The following is a 26,845-nucleotide window of genomic DNA, read 5'->3' on the forward strand; positions in this document are numbered from 1 at the left end:
TCCGGGCGCGGTGGCAGGCGAATGTAAACGTAGGGAAGGCGGTGGAGGAAAGAGTGATGAACGGCCGCTGTCAACCCTGCGACGGCTCGCCTCTCGATGCCCGGAAAAACATCGTCGGGTCGACGGGCGCAATCATAATCCGACCATACCTGACACTGTCAAGATACCTTCGTCGCGGTCGATCCACTAAAGAAAACTAAACGCGGCAGGGTGATTTCGAGATCCGGTGGGCAGGTCGCCCGATCACATCCTGATCAGCATCGCGATCTGGTACGAGCCGATGCCCAGGCCGAACAGGACCAGGTACGGCGTGTCGATGAGGCCCGCGTAGGCGTCGAGAGTGACGGCGGCGGAGGCGATGACGAGGTTGCCGTAGCGGTCCAGCGTGTCGAAGACCCGGGCGGGGTGCAACCGGCGCCTCCAGTGGTCGAGCAGGAGGTCCGACGCCTGGTGGCCGATCACCGTCACCTTCCCGGGAGGGACGCCGTTGCGGTCGAGCAGCCTGTGCACGAGGTCGGGCGGGGCGTCCATACAGCCCGTTGGGGCTCAGGAACTCGGGGACGGTGACATAGCCGGAGAGGAGATCGACCTGCGCGGCGGGCGCGTCGGCCTCCTCCAGCGCACGGCGGCAGGCGGCCACCGCCAGATCCTCGGCGGTCTCGCCCGGCGCGAGGACCGTGCGGGTACGGCCGCCGGTGAACAGCGGGCTCTCGGGGGAGGGACCGAGCGCGGGGAGCGTCCGCGTGACCACCGTCGGCAGCGCCGATCCCACCTCCGCGACGCCGATCTCGGGGTGCGCTCCGCCTGTCATGAGCCGTCCCCCGCGATCGAGGTGAAGCGCTCGCCGTAGGGCGGGATCACCCGGTGGTCGATCCTCGCCACGACCACCTGAGGCCGCGACCGCTTCGCCGCCCCCGTCCTGGCCGCTCGCAGAGCCTCCCGCAGGCCGTCCGGATCGGCCGCCGGATGGGCGTCGGCGCCGAGGGACTCGGCGAACCGCGCGAGGTCGGCCCCGCCGAGGAAGTAGTAGTCGTCGTCGAGGGGGACGACACCCCCGCCCTGCGCGTGCTCCCCGTGGTTGACCATGCCGAGGTAGCCGTCGTCGAGGACGACGTAGACGGCCCCCACCCCGTTCTTGGCGGTGGTTCGCACCTCGCTGCCGTTCATCAGGAAGGCTCCGTCGCCCAGCAGGGCGATGGCCGTCCGGCGGGGGTCGCCGATCTTCCCGCCGACGACCGCGCCGCACGACCAGCCCATCGAGGACAGGCCGCAGGGATAGAAGATGCGCGCCGGTGGGTCGATCACGAGGTGGTGGGCGGCCCACCCGGTGCAGTTGCCGATGTCGATGTAGAGGTCGTCCTCGCCGCGCAGAGTCTCGTTCAGCGCCAGCATGACCGACACCGGCGACATCGGGGTCTCCCGGGAGACCGGAGGGGGCGTCGGCTGCCGCTGCGGGACGGGGACCGCCAGGGGGGCCTCCGTGAAGGTCGGCATCTCGCTGCGCAGGGCGCGCAGGAACGTCGCGGCGTCCGCCTGGATGTGCTCGCCGCCGCGCAGGAACTGGCCGAACACCGAGGGGTCCAGGTCCACGTGGAAATAGGTCGAGGCGGTCGTGAAGCTCTGGTCGTAGCCGCGGGTCGCCCATTCGCCGAGGCTGCTGCCGATCACGACCAGCGTGTCGATTCCCGCCTCCGCGTAGGCCCTGGCGCGTTCGCTCCCCGCCATGCCCAGCACCCCCAGGGACAGCTCGTCGCTCTCGGGGAACAGCCCCTTTCCGCGCAGGCTGGTCGCGACCGGGGCCCGCAACGCGTGGACGAGCTCGTGGAACTCCGCCCGGCCCCCCGCCAGCGCCTCCCGGGCGCCGCTGCCGAGGTAGATCAGGGGACGCCTCGCCCTGGCCAGAGCCTGCAGCACGTGCCGCGCGTGCCCGCGGGGGAGGTCGAACGCGGGCCGCCACGCCGGGACGGCCGCCTTCTCGTCCCCGGCGGCCATCCGGGCGAGGTCGGCGGGCACCGACACGTACGCGGCGCAGGGGCGCGGGGCGGTGGCGACGTTGATCGCCTGGGCGAGGATGCGCGGGAACGTCCTCGGCTCGGCCAGGCGCATGTGCCTTGCCTCCTGAGGGCGGAGTCGCATGCCGTGAACGAGGGGGCCGGCCGGCCACGTGGTCCGCCGCGCGCTTGCCCGGCGGCCGTGACGCGGGTGACAGGGGGATCCGGACGCCGGTGGCGTGCGGGAGCGGCGGTCGAAGGCCGGGTTGACTGCGTGTGGGCGGGATGCCTGGGCCGGGCTGCCGCGCCGGCCGGTGGACACGCATCGACAGGATCCACTGCGAGATTCAATCTTGTCGATGACAAGATCGCGTACGCCTGGCGGAGCCGGGCCGGGGGACGGCCGGATTCAGGCGAGGTGGCGCAGCAGGGCGCGAGCCAGGGACTCGACGTCGCTTCCGGGGTCCGGCTGCACGTTCCCCTCCAGCAGCAGGTTGGCGAGGCCGTGAGCCAGCGCCCAGGCGGCCAGCGCGGTCGTCCCGTCGGGCGGGTGGAGCAGCTGCTCCGCGACTCGTTCGCGAGCGGTCAGATACTCGGGATCCCGGGTGAGGCACAGCTCGGGGGCGCGCATCACCGCGAAATGCGCGGGACGGGTGGTGGCGAACCGCAGGTAGGCGACCGCCCGCTCGGTGACGTCCTCGCCGCGCGCCCGCTCCAGCTCCTCCGCCAGCAGGTGGTAGCCCTCGGCCGCGATCGCGGTGAGCAGCCCGGCCCGGCTACGGAAGTGGTGGGCGGGAGCGGCGTGGGACACGTTCGCCCGCCGGGCCAGCTCACGAAGGCTCAACCCGTCCAGCCCGTCCTCGGCGATCGCCTCCAGGGTGGCGTCGATCAGAGCGCGCCGCAGATCGCCGTGATGATAGGGCTGCTTGCCGGCCGGGTCGCTCACCCGGTCGATATTACGGAAGGCCCGCTGTGAGAGCGATGTCCCTCGATCCCGGGCCGGCTGTGCCGCCGCCCGCCGGCCTGCCGGACGGAGCCGCGATCAGGCGGCTTTAGATCCTTTAAGGGCCAGGGGGAGCGTGTCCAAGTGGCCGACTAGGGCGCCGGGCGAGCCTGGGTGCGGGAACCGGCCGCGTTCCCGTGAACGTACCGGAACGCGAAACCCGATGTCGCTCCCGCTGGAGACCGGATGAATGCTCAGGCACCGCGGAGATCCGATGGTGTCCTCACCGAGGAACACGAGGCCCTTGTCGCCGACGTCTGTGCGACGTGGACGGAGATCGGCCTGTCGACGGACCCGGCCGACCGGAGCGCGGCGGAGCGGGCGGTCCGCGAGGCGTACGCGGTGATGCGGATGGAGCCGCCGGGCCGGATCGTGTGGGCCGGCTCTCCGGTCGCCTGCCTGCGGGCCTGCGTCGGCGACGCCCCCGCCCCGGGCCCGCCTCGTCTCCCGGACGAGTCGTCGTCACCCGGGCTCGTGGCGGAACTGCGCCGGGAGCTGCGGCGCCGGCACCGGAGCAGTCCGTGGAGCGGGTTGGAGGACCGGCTGGCCCGCCGCCTTCGGGACGAACTCGGGACGCGGACGTGGGACGAGCTCCGCACCCAGATCGCGGCCCGGCTCAGGGAGCCTCTGTGGCACCGCTTCGGGGTGCGGCTGCGCGGCCCTGTCCTGAGCCGGCTCGACGCCCGGTTCCCCTCGTTGTCGTGCGGTCATCTGGGCGGGGTCCAGGACGTCTGGCGGGACGCGTACTGGATCGCGCTCTACACGTGCGCGCTCCGCGTCACGCGGATGCGGGACGAGCGGCTCGAGGCGTTCGCCGCCGTCGCCCGCCACGTCGGCTGGTGGATCCCGTCGGCGGACGGCGTCGTCCTGTCCGAACGGCCCGCGGTCCTGTGGCGGGACGAGCAGGAGCGCCTCCACAGCGCGACCGGGCCCGCGCTGTCCTGGCCTGACGGACACGCGCTCCACGCCTGGCACGGAACGCCGGTGCCCGGGTGGGTCATCACGGACCCCGCTCCGGAGGCGATCAGGAGAGAGGCCGACCCGGAGATCCGCAGGTGCGCGGCCGAGTCCGCGGGCCGGGAGCACTGTGCCGCCGGATCACCCGCTTCCGGACGTCGAGGGGGTGACCGATGGAGGAGGCCCTGGACCGTTACGAGGCGGCGCTGGAGCCGGAGCGCCGCCTCGTGACCGGAGACCGGGTTCTGGCCCGATTGCTGGCGCCTGACTGCGAGAGCGATCTGTTCGCCCGGTGGTTCCTGCGTGCCGGTGCGCACGGCGTCTACCTGAGCCGGCACGAGGGATGGTGGCTCCTGGACGAGAGCCCGGGAAACCGCCCGGCGGAGACGGGGCGGCCGGGGGAGGCGCCGGACGCGGACGCGCCTGGCGCGGACTCACCCGGCATGGACACCGTGGCGATGCTGCTGGAGTCGGTCCACGCCGCGGCGGACTGGTGGCAGGTGCGGTACGGCGAGCGGCCTGACGTGGAGGCCCTCCTGGCGACGCCCCCGCCGGCCGCCGCCGAGTTCTACGTGCGGCTCCGTGAGAACGTCGTCCGCGGTCCGGCCCCCTACTGCGGGGCCGCCGTCGACTACGAGGTCGCGCGGGTGCTGGTGACGGCCGGTCCCGCTCTCCTGGAGAACTGCCGGCGGGTCTTCGGGCGTGATTCGGGCTGTTGTGGTTTCCTGGCCGCTCTGATCGGCCGGCAGGGCGGCCAGCTGAGTCTGCGGCGGCACCGTCTCGGCTCCTGCCTGACCGGGCACCCGGACGCGCTCGGCCGGATGACCGCGGTGGGGAAGACCGCGCTGGCCTGTTCCGCCGAGTTCCTGACGGAGTGCTGGGACCTCGCGCGAGCCGATCTGGAGGCCGGCGGCAAGGCGCGGTGAGACGACCCGCGGTGGCGGCCGGAACGCCGGTGACCCGGGCGTCAGCCGGCTCTCACGACCGTCGCGTCCCACCACACGGGTGAGATCGCCAGACCGGCGACCGCCATCACGCGGTTGCGCCACATGGTCAGGCCGGCTCGGCCCGCCAGCCGTCCGAGCCGCAGCAGATGGCGCGTGGCGGAGGCCGGGTCGCCCACGGTCGACGCGAGCAACGCCAGGAACCAGTCCACCGGCCCGAGGAAGGCGATGGAGGCCCCCACCGACACTCGCCCGCCGTAGGGCACGAGGACGGTGTAGGTGGCCTCACACGCCTCGACGTCCCCGACCGCCGCCTGCGCCGCCGCCTGAAGGCAGGTCAGGGTGAGCCAGGCCCAGTCGAGTGGCGGCGGCACCCATCCTCCGGCCGCGAGCTTCTGCGCCTCCTCCAGCCTGTCCTGCGCGCACAGCATGAGCACCCGCAGCAGTTGCTCCGCGCTGGGGTGGACGTCGGCGATCGCGTCGACGAGGGGCTCCGCGTCGGCTATCGTCCCGCGCTGGTAGTGGAGGAGGACGCGGCCCAGGGCCACGATCGATCCGGCATACCACATGCCAATGTGCTCGGCCTGCCGCTCCGCGGCCGCGTACACGGCCTCGGCGTCGTCGAACCGCCCGGCGACGGCGAGACGCCCCGCGCGCCACACCGTGTGCTGGAAGCGCGGCCACGGCAGGGGCATCCGGTTGAGGATCTCGTCGCAGCGGGCGGCCGCCTGGTCGGCTCCCGTCAGGTCGAACAGCTCCATGCGGCGGTAGGTGAGCATCATCTCCGAGAGGAGCTCGAACTCGGGCGTCTGCGTGCGCCGCGCGAGCGCCCCGATCTCCTCGGCGATGTCCAGGGACTGCTCCACGTAGATGCTGCTCGGGAGCGACAGGTAGCGCGCGTTCAGTATCCGCATCAGCAGTTGCGGATCGTCGAGCCGCCGTGCCATCTCGACGGCCTCCGCGGAGTAGAGGTCGCAGCGCGTGTCGTCGGTGCCGTCGTACAGTTCCTGGGCGAGCCCGCCGAGCAGGCGGGCCCGTTCGGGACTGTCGCTTTCCGGCAGTGTCCTGAGCGCGAGCTCGAACCGGTGCACCAGCTGAAGCTCCACCTCCTGGTAGGGATTGCGCAGGTTCCAGATCGACGGGGCGTCCAGCGCGGTCAGCGCGCGAGCGACCAGCAGGGGGCCGCCCCCGCCGGTGGCACGGTCGCCGGCCCGGTCGGCGGTGCGTATCGCCTGGGCGCGCACCTTCCTGGCGCCGAGGGCGTCTCCCGCTTCGAGCAGCGCCTTCGCCTGCCGGAGCAGAAGCTCCACGTGGTCGGCCGGATCACCGGCGGACGCGCCGTGGGCCTTGACCGCGTGGGACCACCACATGGCGGCCTCCTCGTAGGCGAGGCGGAGGGTCGCCTGCTCGGCCATCGCCCGCGCCCAGTGCACCGCCTCGGCGTACGCGGCGGGACCCGCCTCGATCGCGTGGTGGGCGATGACGGCGAGGTCCACCGCCGGACGCGTGGCGAGCGCGTTCATCGCCTCGCGGTGGATGGTCGCCTTGCGCAACGGAGGGATCCCACGGATGAGGGTCTCCCTGACCAGGTCGTGGGTGAAGGCCATCCGGTTGGCCGTGGCCAGGATCAGCCCGGCCCTGACCGCGTGATCGAGCAGGTCGTAGGAGCCCGTCCGGCAGATCTGGGCGACGACGTCGGGATCGAACTCCCTGCCGATGACCGCGGCGACCCTCAGCACGTCGGTCACCTGCGGGCCGACCTCCGCCAGCCGCTGGCGGATCAGGCTGGCGACCGCGTCGGGCAGCCCGTCCAGCGGGTGGCCGTGCGCGAGCATCCGCAGCGTCTCACGGATGAAGAACGGGTTGCCGCCGGTACGCAGGGTCAGCCGGCGCGCGGTCTCGTCGTCGAGCCGGGAGCCCGTCGCGGCGGCCAGCGCCTGCACGGCGGCCGCGTCGAGCCCGGCCAGGCGGAGACGGAGCAGGTCGTGACGGGCGAGCCGGCTCACGACGCGCTCGACCGCGGAGAGGTCACCGCTGTCCCGGAACGCCACGACCATCGTGAGGGGCACAGCCTCGCGCGAGTCCCTGATGAGCGCCATCACGTCGCCGAGCAGTTCGAGCGTGGCGAGATCGGCCCAGTGGAGGTCGTCGAAGATGATGACGAGCGGCTGGATCCGCGCGGTGGCGACGAGCCAGTCGGCGATGGCGCGGTGCCGATGCATCTTCGCGCCCACGGTGGAGCCCGCGGGCGCCTCCTCGTCGAGCAGGCCGGTGAGCGCCTGCCGGTCCAGAGGCGGATGGACCTGGGAGAGAGACCTGAGCACCTGGATCCAGGGCCAGAGCGGCAGGGCTCCCTCGATCTCCTGGCAGCCGCCCCACAGCGCGACACGGCCGAGCTCGGAGCAGCGCTCGCGGAACGCCTCCAGGAGCCACGTCTTTCCTATGCCGGGCTCGCCGCTCACCACGATGGTGTTCACGTCGCCGCGGTGGAGGAGGCCCTCCATCCCCGCGAGCTGCCGGTCCCGGCCGATCCTCGGCGGCGGCGGGGCCTTGGCGAGGACGACGGGCGGCGCGGCGGGGGCCGGCGAGATATGGCTCGGCGAGGCAGGGTTCGGCGAGGCGGGGTTCGGCGAGGCGGGGTTCGGCGCGTGCGCCAGCGACTGGGCCTGCCGGAGGATGTCGTCTTCGAGGGTCTGCAGCTCGGGGCCGGGGTCGAGACCGAGCTGGGCGACGATGAGCCCTCTGGCCCTGCGCAGCGTGCCGAGGGCGTCGGCCTGCCGGCCGGAGCGGTAGAGAGCGAGGGCGAGCAGCCACCACAGACGTTCCCGGAGCGGATGCCTGCTGGTCTGGGCCTCCAGATCGTTGATCACCGCCTGCGGACGGCCGAGATCCAGCTGTGCCTCGGCGCGGCGTTCCATCGCCACCAGGTGCAACTCGCACAGGCGGTTCACTTCGGTGACCGCCCAGAGCTCGCCGGAGAACTCGCCGTACGGCGTGCCGCGCCAGAGCGCGAGAGCCTCGTCCAACCGGGGCAGGGCCTGCTCGGGCGGGCGGTGTTCGGCGTCGGCGACGAGCTCGGCCAGTCGCAGCGCGTCGATGCCGGAGGTGTCCAGCAGGTAGCCCGGCCGTCGTGCGACGAGAAGCCGCGGGGGTGTGCGTGGCGCCCGCCCCGGCTCTATGGCCCGGCGCAGGTTCGACACGTAGACGTGGAGCGATGCCAGGGCGGTCGTGGGCGGCGTGCCCTGATAGAGATCGTCGATCAGGGTGTCCGTGGAGACGACCGCTCCCGCGGCCAGCACCAGCCGGGCCAGGACGGCTCGTTGTCGTGGGCCGCCGAGGCCGACGAGGGCCCCGCTGTCGTCACGTACTTCGAAGGGTCCCAGGACGCGGAAATCCATGCCCCCACCTTGTCGGCCAGTAGATACGACTGCTTCGGGATCCTCTTGATGCATAAAATATCCCTTATAGGGCTTTTGCAACAAATGTCATGATTCTGTGACAGGAGGAATTCGCCCTCGTTACTTCGGTAACCCTCCTCGCCCGGTTGACGGGACCTGACGGATGAGAGTCTCCTGAATCCGACTTGGAGCTGAATTAGGAGCTGATTGTGCGCGACTGCGCGGTGCCGCGGCCTCCGGGGACGCGCGTACTCCCCGCGGCGGCCCCCGGACCGCGGGCAGGTCTCGGGGGCCGCGGAGAGCCGGACGGGCGGCATGGTCGCGGCGCCGGGCGCCGGGCGCCGGGGGAGGAGGTCGCGCGTTCGGACGCGGCGCGGCCGGCCCGGGCTGAGCACGCTCGCGAGGATCATGGCGAGCTCGCCGGGCGCGGCGTCGCGCGGAGGGCGAGCCGTGCGTGCCCGGGGAGGTGCGGGCATCGTGACGGTCACGCCATGTCTTGCGAATTTCTTGTGGTTCGCTAAAGCCCCATGTTCACGGGAACAGGCCGTTCGGGGGTCACGACTTCGGGCGCCGCCTTATGGACGGCCCCGGAGCAGGTGAAATCGCCGCGTACGAAGTGAGACCTCGTGCGGCGGGTGACTCAGGGCCGGAGAATCAGGGGGAGCGACATGGGCCCGCGTATTCCCACCAGGGGCTTGTACCGGATCTCGCTCCTGTCCACCGCGAGCTCGATGCCGGAGAACCGCTCCAGCACGGCGGCGACGCTCACCCTGAGTTCGAGGCGCCCCAGGGCCGCGCCGACGCACCGGTGAATCCCGTGGCCGAACGCGAGGCTCTGCTTGTCGGCCCGGTGCAGATCGAAGGTGTCGGGATCGGCGAACCGTCGAGGATCCCTGTTCGCGGATCCGATGAGAAGGAACATCGCGTCGTGGGCGGGAATCGTCGTCCCTCTGATCTCGATGTCCTCCTTCGCGAATCGCCACAGCGAGGTGGTGGCGGCGCCGTCGTAACGCAGGACCTCGTCCACCATGGCGCCCGCCAGGGACGGGTCGTCGCGCAGTTCCCGCAGCGCCCCGGGATTGTCGAGGAGCGTGAGCACGGCCGTCCCGGTCAGGCCGATGGTGGTCTCGTAACCCGCGATGACGAGGCCGGCGCACGACGCCACAAGCTCCGTCTCCGTCAGTCCTTCGCCGTCGTGGGCGAGGATCAGCGCGGACATCAGGTCGGGGGACAGCCTCTTCCGCTTGGCGGCGATCAGCTCCCGCATGTAGCCGGCCAGCGCCGCGGCCGCGTCCACCGCCTCGCCCCGGCGCGCCGGATCGGCGGTGAAGATGACGTCGCCCCATTCGCGCAGGCTCTTGCGGTCAGCGGACGGTATGCCCATCACCTCGCAGATGACCGACACGGCCATCGGTGTCGCGAAGCGGTCCAGAAGGTCGACCGCGGCTTCCGGCCGAGGATCGCCGGACAGGTCGTCGAGCAGGTCGTCGAGCAGGTCGTCCACGATCTCCTGCACGATGTGCTCCCAGCGCCGGACGCGGGCCGCCGTGAAGGTGCTCGCCGCGAGCTTCCGGTAGCGGGTGTGCTCGGGCGGATCCACGGTGGACATCGAGCGGTCGATGTCCCCACCGGCGCCCAGGACCAGTCCGGCCTTACGGAACCGCTCGGTCGCCCACCTGGCGTCGTTGCTGATCCGCTCGTCCGTGAAGGCCGCGCGCACGTCGTCGTGACGGCTGATCAGCCATACCCGCACGCCAGTCCCCGGGACGGTCACCGGGTGGACGGGATGGTGGTCCCTGAGCCATTCGTACGTGGGATGGGGATTCTGGAAGTACGGTGCGGTGAACGGGGCGGCGACGGGTGATTCTGACATGGTCGTCCTTGTCGCGTAGCGGGAACTGGCCGGTCGGCGGAGTCGTCCCGGGTCCGGGGCGTCACGCCGCCCGACCCAACTTGTCACTGACAAGATTACGCTCCGGCAACCGGCCGTCTACGACAACACTTGCCATGAGGCAGGTCCTGCGGGATGTGCGTTCCGCGCCGTCGCCTGCCGGTCCCCGCCAGTCGGCCCCGCTTCAGTGCTTCTTCAGCAGGAGCTCGGTGTTGCGATCGCCCGGCAGGCCCGCGAGGCCGCTCCGGATGCCGGGGGAGTTGAACGAGAGCTCGCGGTAGAGCGCGGCCAGACCGCTCTGGGACAGGTCGGTGAAGTCGGTGCGGTGCGGCGCGGCCGACTCCACCAGCGTGGTGAACAGCGACAGCGTCCCGTCGTGGTTGTCGGCCAGCTCGACGACCCTCGCCAGCTGGGGGTAGTCGACGTGGGAGGCGGTGGAGATCTCCCAGAGGCCGCCATGGGGGACGATCCTGTTGAGGTGGGAGTGCCCATTGATCCACGCGGCCACGTTGCGGTGCTTCCTCAGCACCGCCAGCAGCTCCTGCCCGCTGTGGCGCTTCTCGCCGGGCCGGGCCGGGTTGGGGGTGAGGTTGGTCATGGCCCAGCTCGGGTGGTGGCTGAAGATCAGCGCGGTGTCGTCGGCGTGGGCCTTCAGGGTCCGCTCCAGCCAGGCGAGCTGCCGGGTGCCGACCGATCCGCGGTAGTCGCCGCCGCGGTCGGTGGTGTCCAGGCTGATGCCGACGACCCCGTCGGCGATCCGGAAGGAGTAGTCCAGCCGGCCGCTGTCGAGGTTGTCCCGGGTGTAGCCGTGGCCGACGGGTCCCGAGCCGGTGTACGCCGGGTCGAGGTGGGCGGCGACGTAGGCGTGCGGGCTCAGGGGGGCGCGGCGCTCGTCGGCGGTGACCGTGCGGGTCCGGCCCCGGTAGCGCTTCCACGCGGCTCGGAAGCGGGCGCCCGTGGGGTCGCCCCGGCGCAGCGCCCGGTAGACGGCGCCGGCCTCGGACGCGGGCAGGTCGAAGAGCTTGCGCGAGCCGGTCGCCAGGTCGGCGAAGAAGCCGCCGGCCCCGGAGTAGGCGCCGCCGAAGAGCTGGTCGTGGTTGCCGATGGTGGAATACCACGGCACGGCCAGGCCGGGGCTGCTCACCTCGCGGACGGCCGCCTTCAGGAAGCCCTCCAGGTGCGGGAATCCGGCCCGCTTGTCGACGTCGCGCAGGCCGGAGTCGGGCTGCCAGTAGAGGCCCAGGCCGGAGTTCTGCACGCCCTCGTACGCGCCGGGGTCGCCGGTGTTCGGGGTGAAGCGGCCGCCGGTCATGGCGGTGAGGAACCACTCCATCTCGATCCGCGAGTTGTTGTCGGTGTTGTCGCCGGTGGTCATGACGAAACCGATCGGAGCGCGGGTGGCCGGGCCGTACCGCAGGGTGTTGATCTGCTCGATCAGCGAGACGGCGCCGACGGCGGTCAGCGCCTCCTGCGGGCGCCAGGAGCCCAGGTCTCCGGCGCGCAGGAACTCGTAGCGCTGGGGGTTCTGCGCGTCGGTGATGTGCAGGTCGGTGAACTGGACGAAGCAGGCCAGCACCGTACGGCGTTCGGCTCTGTCCTTCCCGGCGTCGGCCAGGTCGGTGCGGGTCACCCGCCGCCAGCCGGGGCCGTCGGCCAGCCTCCGGTATGCGCCGGCGCCGTGCGGCCGGGCGACGGTGCGGACCGTCGTCATCGGCGTCGTGGCCGAGGACGTCACGACCGAGGACGTCACGACCGAGGAGGCGGCCGGGGCGGCGGGGAGGGCGATCTCCAGTGCGACGCCTGAGGCGGTCGCTCCGGAGGCGAGGAGGAAGGCGCGGCGGCTGACGGCGGGATCCATGATTTCCCCAGTGGTGGCGTCGAGGCGAACGTCCACTGGGGATGTTTGACAGTGGGAATGACTCCCGGCCTAACACGGCTGAAACGCCGTCCAGCCATATAACGCCTAGAAATAGCCGCAGGTGATACGACATCTGGCGGCTGCGGGCCGGAAGCCTGCCGCTCTCCCGCCGTTCAGAAGAGCGGTGTCGGCCTGCCTCTGTCTCAGGCGGATGCCGCCTCCCAGACGAACCCGTCCGGGTCGGTGAAGGGCCCGGCGTCACCGCCGATCACGATCCGGTGTGATCCCGTGCCCTCCTGGGAGACGCCGGTGTCCTTGGCGAGGGCGCGGCGCGGGTAGAGCGCCAGCGTGACGGCCGACGCCGGGGTGTCGAACTCGACGTACCTGCCGCCGAAGCTCTTGGCCACGGCCAGACCGCGGTCGACGTAGAAGCGCTTGCTGGCCTTGACGTCCGCCACCCCCAGCAGAAGCGCGACCTGGCCGACGTGCCGGGCGGCGGGGCCGGTGTCCTTCTTGTTCGAGGTCGCGATCTTGCAGATCGCCCCGTCCGGGGCGCGTACGACGCCGCCGTAGCCCCAGAACCCCTTCGCGGCGGGCTTCAGTGTCGTGGCGCCGGCGTCGAGGGCGGCGCCGATGAGGGCGTCGACGTCGCCCGGCTGCGACGCCACGAGCGACAGCGCGAACCCGCGGAAGCCGGTCGACGGCGCGTCCGAGGTGCGTACGTTCACGTACGGGCCCAGACCGAAGGCGTCGTAGAAGGCGCCGGCGGCCGTGGGGTCGGGAACTTCGAGGGTGATGGACGTGAAGGAGGTCATGGCGGGTCCTTTCAGTGAGGTGGGTTCGGCGTGGTGGCGGCCGGGCCGGGGATCGGCAGGGGGAGGCCGGCGGCTCACCGGTCCTGCAGGAGCCCGAGGACGTTGCCGTCGGGGTCGGTGACGGTGGCCACCAGGCGGCCGCCCCCCACTTCGTGCGCGGCCTCCTTCACGATGGCCCCAGCGGCGATCACCTCGGCCAGCTTCGCCTCGATGTCCGGTACATGCCAGTAGGCCACCGGCGAGGTCATGCCCTGCGGTCCGCCGTCCGGCACCAGTCCGATGTGCTGGCCCTCCACGTCGAAGCCGACGTAGTAGGGCGACTCGGCCTGCGGCGGGATGCCGAGCACGGCCGCGTACACCGCCTTGGCCCTGGCCAGGTCGGACACGGGGTGCAGCACGGTCCTGATCACGTTGGGGGAGACGTCGGTCATGGTCACTCCTGTGGTGGTGGGTCACATCGGCCCGCTGGATGCGTGGTCACAGCTTCCTCCCGGCCTGGCGGGGCCACATCCGTGCTGACCACGGAACCGGCCACGGATCGGGGTTACGGATCGGGGCCACGGATCGAGGCCGGTGGCCGTCGCGGATGGGGAGGCGGAGCGGATACGCCAAAATGAGCCCAATGGGTACAGGAGCGGAGATCTCACCTCGGGAAGCCGATGTGCTCGAACTGGTCGGCGCCCATCTCAGCAACGCCGAGATCGCGGCACGGCTGTGCGTCTCGGTGCGGACCGTGGAGAGTCACGTCTCCTCGCTGCTCCGCAAGCTGCGGGCGCCGGATCGGCGGGCGCTCGCCCGGCGTGCGCCCGAGGCGGCCGGTGCCGCTCCTTCGCATCCGGCGCCGGTCCTGCCGGCCCCGCTGACCTCGTTCGTCGGCCGGGTGAGCGAGCGGGCCGCGCTGACCGAAATGATCAAGGCGCATCGGCAGGTGACCGCCGTCGGCCCCGGCGGAGTGGGCAAGACCCGGCTCGCGCTGGCGGTGGTGGCGGAAGCCGCCGGCGAGTACTCCGACGGGGTGTGGTTCGTCGACCTCGTCCCGGTCACCGATTCGGGCATGATCGCTACCGCGGTCGCCGGGGCGGTCGGTCTCGGTGAGCAGCCCGGCCGTGACATGACCGATTCCGTGGTCGCCGCGCTGGCCGACCGTCATGTGCTGCTGGTGCTGGACAACTGCGAGCACGTGACGGAGGGGGTGGCGCTGTTTCTCGGACGGCTGCTGGCGACGTGCCCTCGGGTGACGGTGCTGGCGACCAGCCGGGCCCGGCTGATGGTGCCGTTCGAGCGGATTTATCCGGTTCCGCCTCTGTCGCTGGCCGTCGACGGCGAGTCGGACGCGGTGGCGTTGTTCATGGAGCGGGCGGCGGCGGTCGGCTGGCCGCTGGATCCTCCGCTGCGCGACCAGATCGCCGCTATCTGCGCGCGGCTGGACGGAATGGCGCTGGCGATCGAGCTGGCCGCCGCCCGGTATCCCACGCTCGGGCTCGACGGCATCACCGCCGCCCTGTCCCACCCGCTGCGGATGCTCACCGGCGGCTCCCGCGCCGACGAACGGCACCGCTCGGTGCGGGCGGCACTGGACTGGAGCCACGCACTCCTGGAGCCGCCCGACCGGGCGCTGCTTCGCCAGGTGTCGGTGTTCATGGCGCCGTTCACCGCCGCGGCGGCCGCGGAGGTGGCCCGGTTCGAGGGAGGCACGGCCGAGGCGGGCACGGCCGACGAGGGCATCGTCGCCGACGGCCTGGCCCGGCTCGCCGACCAGAGCCTGCTGATGGTCACCGCGTCCCCGGCCGGGACCGCGTACCGGGCGCTGGAGACCATCCGGCAGTACGGGACGGAGCGCCTCGCCGAGGCCGGTGAGCTGGCCGACGCCCGGTCCCGGCACCTGCGCTGGTGCCTGACCCAGGCCGCCGGCCTGACGGTCGTACGAGCGGACTGGCGGGCCCGGTTCGACCTGGTGGCCGACGACCTCCGCGCGGCCCTGGCGTGGGCGGCCGATCGGCCGGAGCGGCGCGCGGACGCGTACGAGCTCGCCCGGCATCTGGCGGAGCTGACCTTCACCCGTCACCTGACCGGCGAGTCCCAGCGGCGCTACGAGCAGGCGGCCGAACTCGCCGGTGACCCCGCCGACAGCGCGTCGATGCTCCGGCAGGCCGCGGCCGTGGCCGGCTGCCGGACGATCGGTGATGACATGTACCGCCTGCGCCGCGCGGCCGCGGATGCCGCCCGCAGGTCGGGGGACGGCGCCGGCGCCGCCGCCGACCTGGCGACCGCCGCCACCGTCGCGTTCCGGTTCTCGACCACGTTCGTGCGGCTCCCGCCCCGGGAGGAGGCGCTCGCGCTGGTCGGTGAGGCGCGGGAGCGCGCCGGTGACGATCCGGCCGCGCGGGCGGCGGTGGCGCTGGCCGAGGCGGGGGTGCTCACCGACGCGTTCGGCGCCGCCCAGGGCCCGTCGGAGAACGAGGTGCCGGAGACGATCGCGCGCGCCGAGCGCGCGGTCGAGCTCGCCCGCCGGTCCGGCGACCCGCTCGCCGAGTCGGCGGCGCTCGACGCGCTGACCGGCGCTCTGAGCTGGGCTGGTGACGCCTTCGGCGCCGCCGGCACGGCCCGGCGCCGGATCACGCTCCTGTCGTCCCTGCCGATCTCGCCGTCCGGCACTCACGAGCTGATCGACGCGCTCGCCATGGTCACCGAGGCCGGCCTCGGCGCGGGGGATGTGCCGGGCGCCCGCCGATGGGCACGCCGGCTGGCCGACCACCCATCGCTCGCGGAGGTCGGTCACCGCGCCACGTGCCGGCTGCTGATGGTCGACGCGCTGGCGGGCAACGTCGGTGAGGTGCTCACCGGCAGCGTGCGGTTCCTCGACGCGTGGCGGCGGGCGGGCAGCCCCGCCCGGTCGATCCTCCGCCCGGCGGTGGCCGGTGTGGCGATGATCCACGGCATGCGCGACGACCAGAGGGCCCGGCGCGAATGGCAGGAGATCCTGGGACAGCTCGGCACCCCGCTGGAGGGCGCCTACGGCTACGGGGCCGTCTTCGACGCGTTGCTCCTGCTGCACCGCGGGCAGGCGCCGGAGGCGCTGGAACGGATGGCCCCCGAGGCCGGGCAGGTGTGGAAGTGGGTCACCTGGATCTGGCACCACTGGTACGTCGCGCTCCGCACCGAGGCCGCCGTGCTCGCCGGGAGCCCCGACGCCCGCGACCGTCTGGACGAGGCCCGGACCATCGTGGCCGGCAACCCGGTCGCCGGCGCCATCGTGGAGCGTGCCGGAGCCCTGTTCGACGGCGACCAGGAGGCGCTGCTGGCCACGGCCGACGCGTTCGACGCCGCCGGCTGCCGCTACCAGTCCGCGCGGACCATGGTGCTCGCCGGCGGTGACCATGCCGGGCGCGGCGAGGCAGTGCTCGCCGGCCTCGGCGTCGCCCCGATGGCTCCTGCCCGAAGCCGTTGACCACCTCATGACGGCGCGCGGGCGGGCCCGGCGCCGGTGGGCCCGGCTCCACACTCCAGGCCGGTGATTCTCGATCGCCGGGACGTCCGTCACCTAAGCCGGGCGCGCCGCCGAGGTCTCCGCGTGCGGCGCGGGCCCGGTCGGCGCCGCCGGCTGTTCGGGCGGCCGCGGTGCCGTACGGCGCCGGGTGAGCAGGAGCGCGAGCGATCCGGCGATCAGTCCCCAGAAGGCCGACCCGATGCCGGCGATGGAGGTAGCCGAGGCGGTGACGACGAAGGTGACCGCGGCCGCCTCCCGCCGGTCCGTCCCGGTGAAGGCGGTGGCGAGCGAGGTGGCGAGGGCCGGGAGGAGCGCGAGCCCGGCCACGGCGGTGACCAGGACCGGGGGTGAGGCCACGACGAGCGCGGTGGCGAAGGCGGCGCCCAGCCCCAGCGTGAGCTGCCCGGCGCCGAGGGCCAGGGTGGCGACCCAGCGGCGGGCCGGGTCGGGGTGGGCGTCGGGCCCGGCGGTCATGGCGGCGGTGATGGCGGCGAGGTTGACGGCGTGCCCGCCGAACGGCGCGGCGGCCGTGCTGACGAGCCCCGTCGTCACCAGTGCGCCGCGCAGCGGCACCGAGTAGCCGTAGGTGGACAGGACGGCCGCCCCGGGCACGTTCTGTCCCGCCATGGTCACCAGGAACAGCGGCAGCGCGATGCCGACGAGGGCCGGCAGGGTCACGGCGGGCATCGTGAACACCGGGTCGGGGCGCAGGGACGCGGCGGGGAACGCGGCGCCGCTGATCGCGAGCCCGGCCACGGCCGCGGCCAGCGCCCCGGCGACCGCCCACTGCCGGGCGTACCGCATCAGCACCGCCCAGGTCAGGATGACCGGCCCGGCCAGCAGCGGGACGTCGGCCATCGCACGGAGCGGGGCGGTGCACAGCGGGACCAGGACGCCGGCGAGCATGGCGGCCGCGATGGGGCCGGGGATCGCGGCGACGCCGCGGGCCAGCCACGGGACGAGCCCGGCGAGCACGGTCAGGACCCCGCACACGGCGAAGGCCCCGATCGCGGCCGGGTAGCCGCCGGTCACCTGCCCGGCCGAGACGAGCAGCGCGGCGCCCGGAGTGGACCACGCGATCGCGACGGGCATCCGATACCGCACGGACAGGACGGCGGCGGAGACGGCGATGCCGGTGCAGAGCGCGAGCAGGCCGGAGGCCGCCTGCCGCGAGTCGGCGCCGACCGCCTGAAGGCCGGCGAGGACCACGGAGAACGAGCTTGCGTACCCGACGACGGCGCTCACCAGTCCGGCGAGCACCGGCTGCAGATTCCGCACCCGTCCCTCCCCGCGACCCGATCGTTCCGTTTACGGAACGATTTCAGGTGACACCATAACCAGGTGGGTGCAGACGGGACAAGCCGGTTCGATCCGGCCATCGGGCGGCGGCTGCGCGGGCTGCGGGAGGCACGCGGGCTGTCGCTGTCGGAGCTCGCCCGCAGGGCCGGCGTCGGCAAGGCCACCGTGTCCGGGCTGGAGCACGGCACCCGCAACCCCACGCTGGAGACGATGTACGCGATCGCGGCCGCGTTGTCGGTCCCGATGAGCGCGCTCACGCTGGACCCCGGCGCTCCCGCCGGCGCCGCCTCACCGGTGCGGGGCGCGGCCGTCGTCTCCACCCTGCTGGAGGTGTTCCGGGAGCCGGGCGCGACCTACGAGATGTTCCGCCTGCGGATCCTCCCCGGGGCCGAGCAGACCTCGCCCGCGCATCCGCCCGGGGTCACCGAGCACCTCTCGGTCATCCGGGGGACGATCAGGACGGGCCCGGCCGCCGCGCCGCTGACCGCCGCCGCCGGGGAGCACCTCTCCTGGGCGGCGGACGCCCCCCACGTCTACGCGGCCCTCGGCGGCGACGAGGCGCAGGCGATCCTCCTCATCCGCACCCCCCACAGCCCTCCCCTCCGATCCCCGAATGTCTAGGCGGCGGCGCAGGTCACCTCCGCCGTGGCCGGCGGGCACGGCACCGTCCGGTCAGGTGTCATCACCAGCACGCCGACACCGGGTGGCGCACTAACTGTGTAGACGGTGCGGCAGCCGGTATCCGCCTGCCCCAGGTCCCGGGAGCAGGTCACCTCGGCCCGCAGCGTCTTCCCCGACTCCCAGGACTCGCTCAGCGAGGGTGGGCCGCCGTGCCAGGTCGTCTCCCGCCTGACAGAGAGGCGTCCGGGGAGCCCCGGAGCGACCCGCACGTCGATCCTGCCCCGAACATCCACGATGATCCGGGATGTCGTGACGGCGTAGGTCACGGTCCTCGTCTCGGTCCCCCGCTGATCGAGGACCGACGACCGGTAGGAGCCGGGGAAGGAGAAGTCGCTGGCGTGGGGAACGCGGATCTCCGACCACGCCGCCAACGCCATCGCCACCACCGCGGACACGGTCAGCGCAGCGCCGGCGGCGATCCATCTGGTCCGCACCGCTCTCTTCATCATGTCGCCTCTCGAATCTTCAGGAATCGCAGTACGGCCAGCACTCGCCGGTGATCCTTCTCGGCACCGGTAAGCCCGAGCTTGGCGAAGATGTTGTTGATGTGCTTGCCGACCGCGCTTTCCGAGACCACGAGGGCCTCGGCGATGCCGGCGTTGGACCGTCCCTCCGCGATCAGCGCGAGCACCTCGTGCTCCCTGCGGGTCAGCAGGTCCAGCGGATCGCTGCGCCGGCGCAGCAGCAGCTGGGCGACCACTTCGGGGTCCAGGGCCGTGCCGCCCGCGGCGACCCGCCGCAGCGAGTCCAGGAACTCGGCGACGTCGGCCACCCTGTCCTTGAGCAGATATCCGACGCCGGTCGTCGCCGTGGACAGCAGTCGAGTCGCATAGCGTTCCTCGACATACTGCGAGAGCACGAGGATGGGCAGCTTCGGCCGCAGGTGCCGCAGCAGCAGCGCCGCGCGCAGTCCCTCGTCCGTGTGCGTCGGCGGCATCCGCACGTCCGTGACGACGAGATCGGGCTCGTGTTCGTCCACCGCCCGCAGCAGCCCTTCGGCGTCGGACACCGCGGCCACGACCTCGATGCCGGCTGATCCGAGGACCCAGACCAGGCCCTCCCTGAGAAGGACGGAATCCTCGGCGAGCACTACACGCACGGCAACTCCACCTCGATCGTCGTCGGGCCACCGCTCGGGCTGTCGATGCGCAGGGTCCCGTCCACCGATCCCGCCCGCTGCGCGAGGCCGCGCAGGCCCGACCCCTTGGTGGGCTCGGCACCCCCACAGCCGTCGTCGCGTATGACGATGCGGAGCATGTCCGCGTCGCGGCTCACGGTGACGTCGGCCTCGGAGGCCCGCGCGTGCTTGGCGACGTTCGTCAGCGCCTCGGAGACCACGAAGAACGCGACCGCCTCGATCACGGGAGCGGCCCGTTCCCTCACGTCAACGCTGAGCCGTACGGGGAAGGGGACACGCGCCGCGAGACCGGACAGCGCCGCGTCCAGCCCCTGGTCGTTGAGCACGGCCGGGTGCAGCCCCTGCACGACGTCGCGCAGTTCCTTCAACGCCTGCTTGGCTTCCTCGTGCGACCGCGCGATGACCTGCCGTGCGGGCTCCGGCAGGTCGGTGAAGGCGGTGCGGGCCATGCCGAGGTTCAGGGCGAGCGACACAAGCCGCTGCTGTGTGCCGTCGTGCAGGTCGCGTTCGATCCGGCGGCGTTCCGCGTCGGCGGCCTCGATCACCTCGGCCCGGCTCTCCCGCAGCGTCTTCACCCGCCGGGCCAGCTCGTCTTTCACGCTGGGACCGAGCAGCGCACGCGCCGCGACCGCGTCGAGCGCGGTGATCCCCCTAAGCAGCCACGGCACCACCACGAACAACGCGAGCGCGGCCGCCGCGGGCAGGGAGGCGGTCCAGCCGCCTCCGGCCATCAGGAGTTGCACGGCGACGATGACCGCGACCAGGCACGCCGACCACGCCACGGCCCCACTCAGGAAGCCCACCACGCCGATCAGGGGCCCGATCGCCAAGTGATAGGCGACCTGCCGCCACAGGCTGTGCGAGCGCCCCTGCAGGAGAAGCCGTCTGAGCGGGCTCCCGTCCCGGGGGAAACGAGGTATCGGGGGAATGCCGTGGCCGAGGAAGGCGGCGAACCGGGAGCGCTGCAGCCAGGTGAGCAGCGGCACCGTCCAGGTGAGGATCAGCAGCGCGACCAGGGGGACGACGACTGTCCACGCCAGCGCTACCGACAGCGCGCCCAGCGCCAGGATCGCTGCCATCGACACGAGCGCGATCGGGGCGCCCGCCGTCACGTGGAGGGTACGGAGCCAGGTCGGCGACGACCAGTGGCCGCGAATCCGATCCCAGGGAGTGATCATGCGCCAACCCTAGAGAGCGGCACGGCTCGACGACATGGCCCAGACATCCCGGGTGAAGGTGAGGCAAACCATACCGCCGAAGTCGCGGGAGATCCGCTCGCTGTAACGGTGGTCGCTGACGAGCGCCTCGTACCCCAGCCTCACCAGGCCGTCCGGGCACCGGGTCGCCGCCGCGCCCGGCGAGCTCCAGCTCGCGGAGATGCCCAGGACCTGCTCGCCGAACCAGGCGAAGTCGCCCTTGCTCGCCTTGCGCAGCGCGTCGGCGAAGCTCAGCGGGTGAGCAGGCGGCGCAGGCGTGAGGCCGGCTGCGCGGGCGGGGGAGGCGGGGGCTCGATCAGCCCCAGCGCCTCCAGCCTGCGCTTCTTGAAATAGCGTGCGGGGCCGTGGTCGCGCACATAGGCCGCCGCGGTCTCGCGCAACCCGGGATGGGCGGCGCTCTGCATGCAGTAGCCGACCGCCCCAACCAGGGCGGGCAGGTCCAGGGCGGGCGGCTCGGCGACCGTGCCGTCGGCCTCCAGCCGGGGCAGCGCCGCGTCCGCGATCGTCACTGGGATCCGGTTGCTGTTCTCGTACGGCGTGAGCCGTTCGAGCACGAGATCGGTTCCGGCCGCCGCGACGGGCAGGCCGAACAGCCGCCGCGCGGTCACCAGCGCGGTGGAGAAGCACCCCGCGACCAGATCGGGGCGGTGCGCGGCGAAGCACGCCTCGGCGGGCGTCGTCTCGGGCGCCACCAGGAGTTCGACGCCCAGCTCCGCGGCGACCGGCCGCAGCTCGCGGGCGTGCCGCCGCCCGGCGGCGGGGTGCGGCTTGAACAGCACCGTGCGGTGGCCGCGCGCCGCGAGGCCGCGCAGCATCCGCTCGTGCAGCCCGGCCTCCTCGGCGGCGGTGAGCAGGCCCAGCGAGGACAGGTACTGCCCGAGGATCATAGCCTCGGCGCGGGGGGCCGCCTCGGCCGCCTCCGTCACCCGGCCCACGACCTCCGTGAACGACGCGTCCGTGAGCGCCTCGGCCGGCACGCCGTACTCGGCCAGGAGCAGGGGCGCGAGGCCCGGGACGAGGTCGAGGTGGAGCAGCCGGCCGATCCGGCCGGCGATCTCCTGCGGCAACGGGTCGCGGGTGGGCCCGTAGCTCATCAGCCCGTCGGAGTAGACGGTGATCGGGCAGTCCTTCACCAGGCCCGCGAGCGTCCGCGACGGCGGCACCGCGATCGACTCCAGGACCAGCTCGCCGGGTTCGCCCAGCAGGTCGCGCAGCAGGCGGCCGAGCATGGGCGTCTCGATGGATCGAGGCTTCCAGTCCGACGGGTGCAGCGGCGCGATGATCTCGTTCCAGGACAGCACGCGGTCGAACGTCCCGCGCAGCGCGGCGAACCCCGGCGCCTCGTCCAGCGCCGGGGTCACCTCGGGGATCGCCGCGTTGTTGGACACCAGCAGGACCCGGGGCCCGCCGCCGAACCGTCCCTCGTCGATCGCCGCGGCGAGCGTCATCGCGCCGAACAGCGTGGAGGCGTAGAACAGCGTCGGGTCAGGCACGCGGGCCTCCGGGAAGGTAGGGGCCGAGCAGGGCGGCCCGCTCGGGCTCCAGGCCGCCGACCGCCTCGGTCAGCGTCTCGCGCGGCAGCCGGGCGAGCGCCGCCCGCGCCCGCTCGTCGAACCGGGCCCGTACGGCCGGGGTGAACCGTTCGGTCAGCTCGGCGTGGTGGGCGAGCAGCGCGCACAGGTTGCGGGCCGCCTTGGGCAGGTAGCGCGGCTCGGTCTCGTCCAGCACGATGTCGTAGGCGTCGAAGAAGTGCAGTTGCCGCTCGTCGCCGATCTGGGTGAGCGAGGCCGGGAGCCCCCGCCGGTAGAACAGCCCGGCGAGGGACACCACGGCGTACGACCGGGCGAGGCGGTGCAGCCGCCAGATCCACGGGCGGTCCTCGGCGGTGTGCAGGCCCGAGGGGAACGTCAGCAGGTCGCCCAGCTCACGCCGGTAGATCCCGGCCCAGGCGTAGGGGTAGTCGACCATGGTCTTGAGCCCGGCCGGCAGGATGCCCTCGCGCGGGTCGAGCACGACCCCGCGGCGCGGCTGCGGCGCCCGGTGCGTCTCCCGCTTGCGGCCCTCGGCCTGCACGTGGTCCACCCGGACGAAGTCGCAGCCCAGCCCGTCGATCGCCGCGACCAGCCGGGGCAGGTAGCCCGGCGCGAGCCAGTCGTCGGCGTCGAGGAAGGTGACGTACCGGCCGGAGGCCAGCTTGAGCCCGGTGTTGCGGGCGTCGGCGAGCCCCAGCGGCGCCGCGTTGCGGACGAGCGTGAGCCCCGGCAGGTCGCGCCGGAAGTCCTCGGCGACGTCCGCCGTCGCGTCGGCCGAGCCGTCGTCGACGACGACGACCTCGGTCTCGAACGCGCGCGTCCGGTTGCGCGCCAGGGAGGCGAGGGCGTCCCCGAGGTACGCCTCGCCGTCCCTGACGGGCACGATCACGGAAAGGGTGATCACGCCGTGACCCGGCGCAGGCGGGCCCGCGGGGCCTCCTCACCGGGGTAGACCCGCTTGACGCCGTCCCCGAGGGACTCCTCGATGATGCGGATGTCGCGGACGAGGTGCTCCAGGCCGCTCGGCTCCAGCGAGGCGGCGTGGTCGGAGCCCCACATCGTGCGGTCGAGGGTGATGTGCCGCTCGACGGTGACCGCGCCCAGCGTCACGGCCGCGAGCGAGATCTGCAGCCCGCGCTCGTGCCCCGAGTAGCCGACCGGCACGCCGTACCGCTGCCGCAGCGTGGTGATCATGCGGAGGTTGGCCTCCTCGGGGGGCAGCGGATAGGTGGACGTGGCGTGCATCATCACCAGGCGCTCGGTGCCGAGGATCTCCACCGCCGCGTCGATCTCCTCGAGCGTCGACATGCCGGTGGACAGGATGACCGGCTTGCGGGTCGCCGCCAGCGCCCGGAGCAGTTCGTGGTCGGTCACCGAGGCCGAGGCCACCTTGTGCGCGACGACGTCCATCTTCTCCAGGAACTCCACCGACGGCACGTCCCAGGGGGAGGCGAACCAGTCGACGCCGCGCTCCTCGCAGTACTTGGCGATGTGGGCGTACTCGTCGGCGCCGAACTCGGTGCGGAGCTTGTACTCCATGTAGGTCATCTCGCCCCACGGCGTCTGCCGGATCTGGTCGCGCTGTTCCAGCGGCACGCAGATCTCCGGCGTCCGCTTCTGGAACTTGACCGCCTGGCAGCCGGCGTCGGCGGCCACGTCGATCAGCCTCCGCGCGATCTCCACGTCGCCGTTGTGGTTGATGCCGATCTCGCCGATCACGTAGACCGGCTGCCCGGGCCCGACCAGCGACCGGCCGATCCGCACCGGCCGGGGCTCCGCGAGCGGGGCCGCGCCGTACGCCGGGAAGAGGGGGGCGGGTGCGGCCTCGGGGGCGGTTTCGGGAGAGACGGCCGGGCGGGCGGCGAGCACCCGGTCGGACAGCTCGCGCACCACTCCCGCCCCGCCGGGGGCCGACAGCACGACGCGGGCGGCGGCGCGCACCCGGGGGTGGGCGTCGGGCACCGCGACCGGCCAGCCGACCATCGCCATGCAGGACAGGTCGTTGACGTCGTTGCCGACGTAGGCGACCCGCTCGGGGTCCAGGCCCTCGGCGGCCAGCCAGGCGCGCAGCGCGGCGTCCTTGGCGCCGAGGCCCTGCACCACCGGCACGCCGAGCTTGGCGGCGCGGGCGGCGACGACCGGGTTGCGCTCGGTGGACAGCACGAGCGTCCTCACCCCGGCCCGGCGCAGCAGCGCGATCCCCATGCCGTCGGAGCGGCTGACGGCGACCATCTCGCGGCCCTCGGAGTCGACGAACGCGCGGTCGTCGGTGTGCACGCCGTCGAAGTCGGTGACGACCGCGTCCACGTCGATGGGCAGCGGCTCGTCCACGAACGGCGCGAGCGCCCGGGCGATCTCCAGGTCCTCCGGCACGTCGATCTCGACCGCGTGCCGGGCGGGCACGGGCTGGACCGCGACGGTGCCGAAGAACCGGTGGCCGCGCTCGCGCAGGCCCGCCGTACGCATGACGTAGAACGCGCCGGTCTCCCGGAAGTGGGGCTCGCGGTCCTGGCGGCGCGGGCGCACGGACGGGTCGTGGTTCACCCCGTGACCGGCGCCGGTCCAGACGAACTCGTAGGTCTCGACGCCGGAGAAGACCGAGTCGGCCTCGCCGCCGAGCACCCTGGCCACGGCCGCGTCGAGGTCGCGGGGGTCGATGAACGCGCTGGTGCACTGGACGAGGACGACGATCTCCGGGTCCTCGCCCGGCGTCTCGGACAGGGCGTGCAGCACGGCCGACTCGCTGGAGGCGGTCGGGCCGCTGAGGTCGGCGGGCCGGCGCACCACCCGCGCCCCGGCGGCCTCGGCCGCCCGGGCGATCAGGTCGTGGTCGGTGCTGACGACCACCTCGTCCACGAGCTCGGCGCGCAGGCAGGCGTCGACCGCGCGGGCCACGAGCGGAATGCCGCCCACCTTCTCCAGATTCTTCAGCGGGACTCCCACCGAACCACCTCTGGCGGGGACGACTGCCAGCACTCGCACGAGTGACTCCTTCACCTGCGACATCGGGAACCCCGGAGGTTCTGGGGGGCGGGGTGCCGAGAAAACTAGCCAGCAGGTTGTCCCGTTGGGGGTTGCGCGGCTGAACGCGCAGGGGCGCCGGTCTTAACTTTGGGTGTCCGCGGTTCCGGGTCGCGCGTTCGCGGTGCCGTGACGCGTGTCCGCGGTGCCGTGAGGCGTGTCCGCGGTGCCGTGACGCGTGTCCGCGGTGCCGGGCGGCGCGTCCCGGCCGCCGGGGTCCGGGTCGTCCGGGTGATCGGGCGCCAGCGGCAGCCGCAGCACGAACCGCACGCCGTCCTCGACGTTCTCCACCCGGATGGACCCGCCGTGGGCCTCCACCACCTCGCGGGCGATGGCGAGGCCGAGCCCGGTGCCGCCCCGGCTGCGGCTGCGCGCCGCGTCGGTCCGGTAGAACCGCTCGAAGATCCTTTCGTGGTCCGCCTCCGGGATGCACCCGCCGTCGTTGCGCACGCAGAGGACCGCCTCGTCCTCCGCCCGCTCGATCCGTACGGACACCAGGGTCAGCGCGTGCCGCTCGGCGTTGTCGAGCAGGTTGGCCACCACCCGGGCGAGGTGCCGCCGCATGCCCCTGATCACCACCCCCGGCGTCTCGTGCAGCTGGGTCGGCAACCGCCCCGGCCGCCGGTCGACCTCGGCGACGACCAGATGCGACAGGTCGACATCCTCCCTCGCGGTCTCGGGGACCGTGGGGATGCGGGCGAGCAGGAGCAGGTCGGAGACGATCGCCTCCAGGCGCTCGGTGTCGCGCAGCGCCGCGAGGACCGCCTCGGGGGTGTCCTCGGGATGCAGCCGCGCGCTCTCCAGCTGGGCGCGGATCCCGGCGATGGGGGTGAGCAGTTCGTGCGAGGCGTCCGCGGCGAACTGCCGCTGCCGCTGGATCGAGGTGTCGAGCCGGGCCAGCGTGTCGTTGGCGGTCCTGGCGAGGACGGCGATCTCGTCGTCGCCGGGTGGCTCGGGCACCCGCGAGCCGGGGTTCTTCTCGCTGATCCCCGCGAGCTCCGAGCGGATGGCCTCGACGGGGCGCAGCACGCGGCCGGCCGACTTCCAGGCGGCCCATCCCGAGAGCGCGGCGAGCAGCAGGGCCAGCAGGACCAGTAACGGCAGGGCCAGGGGGCTGGTGAGGATCGCCGGGGCGGCGCGGCCCGCGTAGACGAAGTCGGAGCCGGGGCCGGGGAGGACGCGCACGACCGTCACGTAGATGCAGTCGCGGCCGTGGGGGGCGCAGGAGGTCGTCTGGGTCACGTCGCCGTCGGCGGCGGGGTGTAACGGGCTCAGCCGGTGGACGCCCTTGGCCGCCGCGCTGGCCGCGATCACGCGGCCGTCGGAGCTGACCACCTCCACCAGGTCGATGCCGTTGCCGCCGGTCGGCACGGGATCGGTCAGGGTGCCGTCGCGGATCGAGGCCGCGACGCGGCTCGCGGCGTCGAGGCTCTCGTTCCAGATCCCTTCGGCGACCGCGTGCCGTACGAGCACGTTGAGCACGACCGCGATGGGGATCAGCAGGCACGCCGCGAGCCCGGCGGCGATCAGTGTCAGCCGGGCCCGGAGCGAGCGGGGGTGCTTGGGAACGAGCATCACCCGAGGCTACTCATGGTCATTAGGCGAAAAACTCG

The 26,845-nt window shown here is 72.9% G+C and carries 20 protein-coding genes; 4 read left to right on the top strand and 16 right to left on the bottom strand.

The window, feature by feature from the left end:
• Positions 1-243 precede the first annotated feature (243 nt).
• The 3 genes from Mam01_RS24000 to Mam01_RS24010 form a co-directional block, all read right to left on the bottom strand.
• A complete protein-coding gene (locus tag Mam01_RS24000; RefSeq protein ID WP_204287471.1) occupies positions 244-531 on the bottom strand; it encodes a 3-oxoacyl-[acyl-carrier-protein] synthase III C-terminal domain-containing protein in 288 nt (95 codons plus the stop codon).
• A 276-nt stretch (positions 532-807) separates the two neighbouring features.
• Positions 808-2,106, bottom strand: coding sequence for a thiamine pyrophosphate-binding protein (locus Mam01_RS24005; protein ID WP_204287472.1), 1,299 nt, complete (start codon positions 2,104-2,106; stop codon positions 808-810).
• Positions 2,107-2,400: 294 nt separating this feature from the next.
• Positions 2,401-2,937 (bottom strand): TetR/AcrR family transcriptional regulator, encoded by a 537-nt coding sequence (locus tag Mam01_RS24010; RefSeq protein WP_204287473.1) that lies wholly within the window; start codon positions 2,935-2,937, stop codon positions 2,401-2,403.
• 243 nt (positions 2,938-3,180) lie between these two features.
• Between Mam01_RS24010 and Mam01_RS24015 the strand changes: the two genes are divergently transcribed.
• Positions 3,181-4,182: a DUF6745 domain-containing protein gene (locus Mam01_RS24015; protein ID WP_204287474.1), complete on the top strand. Its 1,002-nt coding sequence runs from the start codon at positions 3,181-3,183 to the stop codon at positions 4,180-4,182.
• On the top strand, positions 4,125-4,877 hold the full coding sequence (locus Mam01_RS24020; protein WP_204287475.1) for a hypothetical protein: 753 nt from the start codon (positions 4,125-4,127) through the stop codon (positions 4,875-4,877). The genes Mam01_RS24015 and Mam01_RS24020 overlap by 58 nt, the downstream gene beginning before the upstream one ends.
• Positions 4,878-4,918: 41 nt before the next feature.
• On the opposite strand, the gene Mam01_RS24025 is transcribed toward Mam01_RS24020, so the two are convergent.
• From Mam01_RS24025 to Mam01_RS24045, 5 genes are all read right to left on the bottom strand, one after another.
• Positions 4,919-8,293 carry an ATP-binding protein gene (locus Mam01_RS24025; protein WP_204287476.1) on the bottom strand — a complete coding sequence of 1,125 codons (3,375 nt, stop codon included), beginning with the start codon at positions 8,291-8,293 and terminating at the stop codon, positions 4,919-4,921.
• A gap of 640 nt (positions 8,294-8,933) precedes the next feature.
• Positions 8,934-10,166, bottom strand: a complete 1,233-nt coding sequence (locus Mam01_RS24030) for a cytochrome P450 family protein (protein WP_204287477.1) — start codon at positions 10,164-10,166, stop codon at positions 8,934-8,936.
• Positions 10,167-10,368: 202 nt separating this feature from the next.
• The gene (locus Mam01_RS24035) at positions 10,369-12,042 is read right to left on the bottom strand and encodes a TIGR03767 family metallophosphoesterase (protein WP_204287478.1); all 1,674 of its coding nucleotides are present in this window, start codon (positions 12,040-12,042) and stop codon (positions 10,369-10,371) included.
• 203 nt (positions 12,043-12,245) lie between these two features.
• A complete protein-coding gene (locus Mam01_RS24040; protein WP_204287479.1) occupies positions 12,246-12,857 on the bottom strand; it encodes a VOC family protein in 612 nt (203 codons plus the stop codon).
• A 74-nt stretch (positions 12,858-12,931) separates the two neighbouring features.
• Complete coding sequence (locus Mam01_RS24045) at positions 12,932-13,288, bottom strand: VOC family protein (RefSeq protein WP_150934929.1); 357 nt, start codon at positions 13,286-13,288, stop codon at positions 12,932-12,934.
• Positions 13,289-13,479: 191 nt separating this feature from the next.
• Here Mam01_RS24045 and Mam01_RS24050 point away from each other — a divergent pair, with 191 nt between their 5' ends.
• On the top strand, positions 13,480-16,305 hold the full coding sequence (locus Mam01_RS24050; RefSeq protein WP_204287480.1) for an ATP-binding protein: 2,826 nt from the start codon (positions 13,480-13,482) through the stop codon (positions 16,303-16,305).
• A gap of 93 nt (positions 16,306-16,398) precedes the next feature.
• On the opposite strand, the gene Mam01_RS24055 is transcribed toward Mam01_RS24050, so the two are convergent.
• Positions 16,399-17,622, bottom strand: a complete 1,224-nt coding sequence (locus tag Mam01_RS24055) for a benzoate/H(+) symporter BenE family transporter (protein WP_204287481.1) — start codon at positions 17,620-17,622, stop codon at positions 16,399-16,401.
• A 63-nt stretch (positions 17,623-17,685) separates the two neighbouring features.
• On the opposite strand from Mam01_RS24055, the gene Mam01_RS24060 reads away from it, so the two are divergent.
• On the top strand, positions 17,686-18,264 hold the full coding sequence (locus Mam01_RS24060; RefSeq protein WP_204287482.1) for an XRE family transcriptional regulator: 579 nt from the start codon (positions 17,686-17,688) through the stop codon (positions 18,262-18,264).
• On the opposite strand, the gene Mam01_RS24065 is transcribed toward Mam01_RS24060, so the two are convergent.
• From Mam01_RS24065 to Mam01_RS24095, 7 genes are all read right to left on the bottom strand, one after another.
• On the bottom strand, positions 18,261-18,758 hold the full coding sequence (locus Mam01_RS24065; protein ID WP_204287483.1) for a hypothetical protein: 498 nt from the start codon (positions 18,756-18,758) through the stop codon (positions 18,261-18,263). The genes Mam01_RS24060 and Mam01_RS24065 overlap by 4 nt on opposite strands.
• Before the next feature lie 11 nt (positions 18,759-18,769).
• The gene (locus Mam01_RS24070; protein WP_204287484.1) at positions 18,770-19,423 is read right to left on the bottom strand and encodes a response regulator transcription factor; all 654 of its coding nucleotides are present in this window, start codon (positions 19,421-19,423) and stop codon (positions 18,770-18,772) included.
• Entirely contained in the window at positions 19,414-20,640 is a 1,227-nt protein-coding gene (locus tag Mam01_RS24075; protein ID WP_204287485.1) for a sensor histidine kinase, read from the bottom strand. Before Mam01_RS24075 ends, Mam01_RS24070 begins: the two co-directional genes overlap by 10 nt.
• A 269-nt stretch (positions 20,641-20,909) precedes the next feature.
• Entirely contained in the window at positions 20,910-22,172 is a 1,263-nt protein-coding gene (locus Mam01_RS24080; RefSeq protein ID WP_239101557.1) for a polysialyltransferase family glycosyltransferase, read from the bottom strand.
• A complete protein-coding gene (locus tag Mam01_RS24085; protein WP_204287486.1) occupies positions 22,165-23,115 on the bottom strand; it encodes a glycosyltransferase family 2 protein in 951 nt (316 codons plus the stop codon). Before Mam01_RS24085 ends, Mam01_RS24080 begins: the two co-directional genes overlap by 8 nt.
• Positions 23,112-25,193, bottom strand: coding sequence for an N-acetylneuraminate synthase family protein (locus tag Mam01_RS24090; RefSeq protein WP_239101558.1), 2,082 nt, complete (start codon positions 25,191-25,193; stop codon positions 23,112-23,114). The genes Mam01_RS24085 and Mam01_RS24090 overlap by 4 nt, the downstream gene beginning before the upstream one ends.
• Before the next feature lie 123 nt (positions 25,194-25,316).
• Positions 25,317-26,807 carry a sensor histidine kinase gene (locus Mam01_RS24095; protein ID WP_204287488.1) on the bottom strand — a complete coding sequence of 497 codons (1,491 nt, stop codon included), beginning with the start codon at positions 26,805-26,807 and terminating at the stop codon, positions 25,317-25,319.
• Positions 26,808-26,845 lie beyond the last annotated feature (38 nt).

The sequence above is a fragment of the Microbispora amethystogenes genome (genome assembly GCF_016863015.1).
In the GTDB taxonomy this organism is placed as follows: domain Bacteria; phylum Actinomycetota; class Actinomycetes; order Streptosporangiales; family Streptosporangiaceae; genus Microbispora; species Microbispora amethystogenes.

Bases quoted from the DNA above. Each gene is read 5' to 3' on its own strand.
- Mam01_RS24095 (WP_204287488.1), bottom strand. From the start codon at position 26,807: ATGCTCGTTCCCAAGCACCCCCGCTCGCTCCGGGCCCGGCTGACACTG.
- Mam01_RS24000 (WP_204287471.1), bottom strand. From the start codon at position 531: ATGGACGCCCCGCCCGACCTCGTGCACAGGCTGCTCGACCGCAACGGC.
- Mam01_RS24035 (WP_204287478.1), bottom strand. From the start codon at position 12,042: ATGGATCCCGCCGTCAGCCGCCGCGCCTTCCTCCTCGCCTCCGGAGCG.
- Mam01_RS24015 (WP_204287474.1), top strand. From the start codon at position 3,181: ATGAATGCTCAGGCACCGCGGAGATCCGATGGTGTCCTCACCGAGGAA.
- Mam01_RS24050 (WP_204287480.1), top strand. From the start codon at position 13,480: ATGGGTACAGGAGCGGAGATCTCACCTCGGGAAGCCGATGTGCTCGAA.
- Mam01_RS24040 (WP_204287479.1), bottom strand. From the start codon at position 12,857: ATGACCTCCTTCACGTCCATCACCCTCGAAGTTCCCGACCCCACGGCC.
- Mam01_RS24075 (WP_204287485.1), bottom strand. From the start codon at position 20,640: ATGATCACTCCCTGGGATCGGATTCGCGGCCACTGGTCGTCGCCGACC.
- Mam01_RS24025 (WP_204287476.1), bottom strand. From the start codon at position 8,293: ATGGATTTCCGCGTCCTGGGACCCTTCGAAGTACGTGACGACAGCGGG.
- Mam01_RS24020 (WP_204287475.1), top strand. From the start codon at position 4,125: ATGGAGGAGGCCCTGGACCGTTACGAGGCGGCGCTGGAGCCGGAGCGC.
- Mam01_RS24045 (WP_150934929.1), bottom strand. From the start codon at position 13,288: ATGACCGACGTCTCCCCCAACGTGATCAGGACCGTGCTGCACCCCGTG.
- Mam01_RS24030 (WP_204287477.1), bottom strand. From the start codon at position 10,166: ATGTCAGAATCACCCGTCGCCGCCCCGTTCACCGCACCGTACTTCCAG.
- Mam01_RS24005 (WP_204287472.1), bottom strand. From the start codon at position 2,106: ATGCGCCTGGCCGAGCCGAGGACGTTCCCGCGCATCCTCGCCCAGGCG.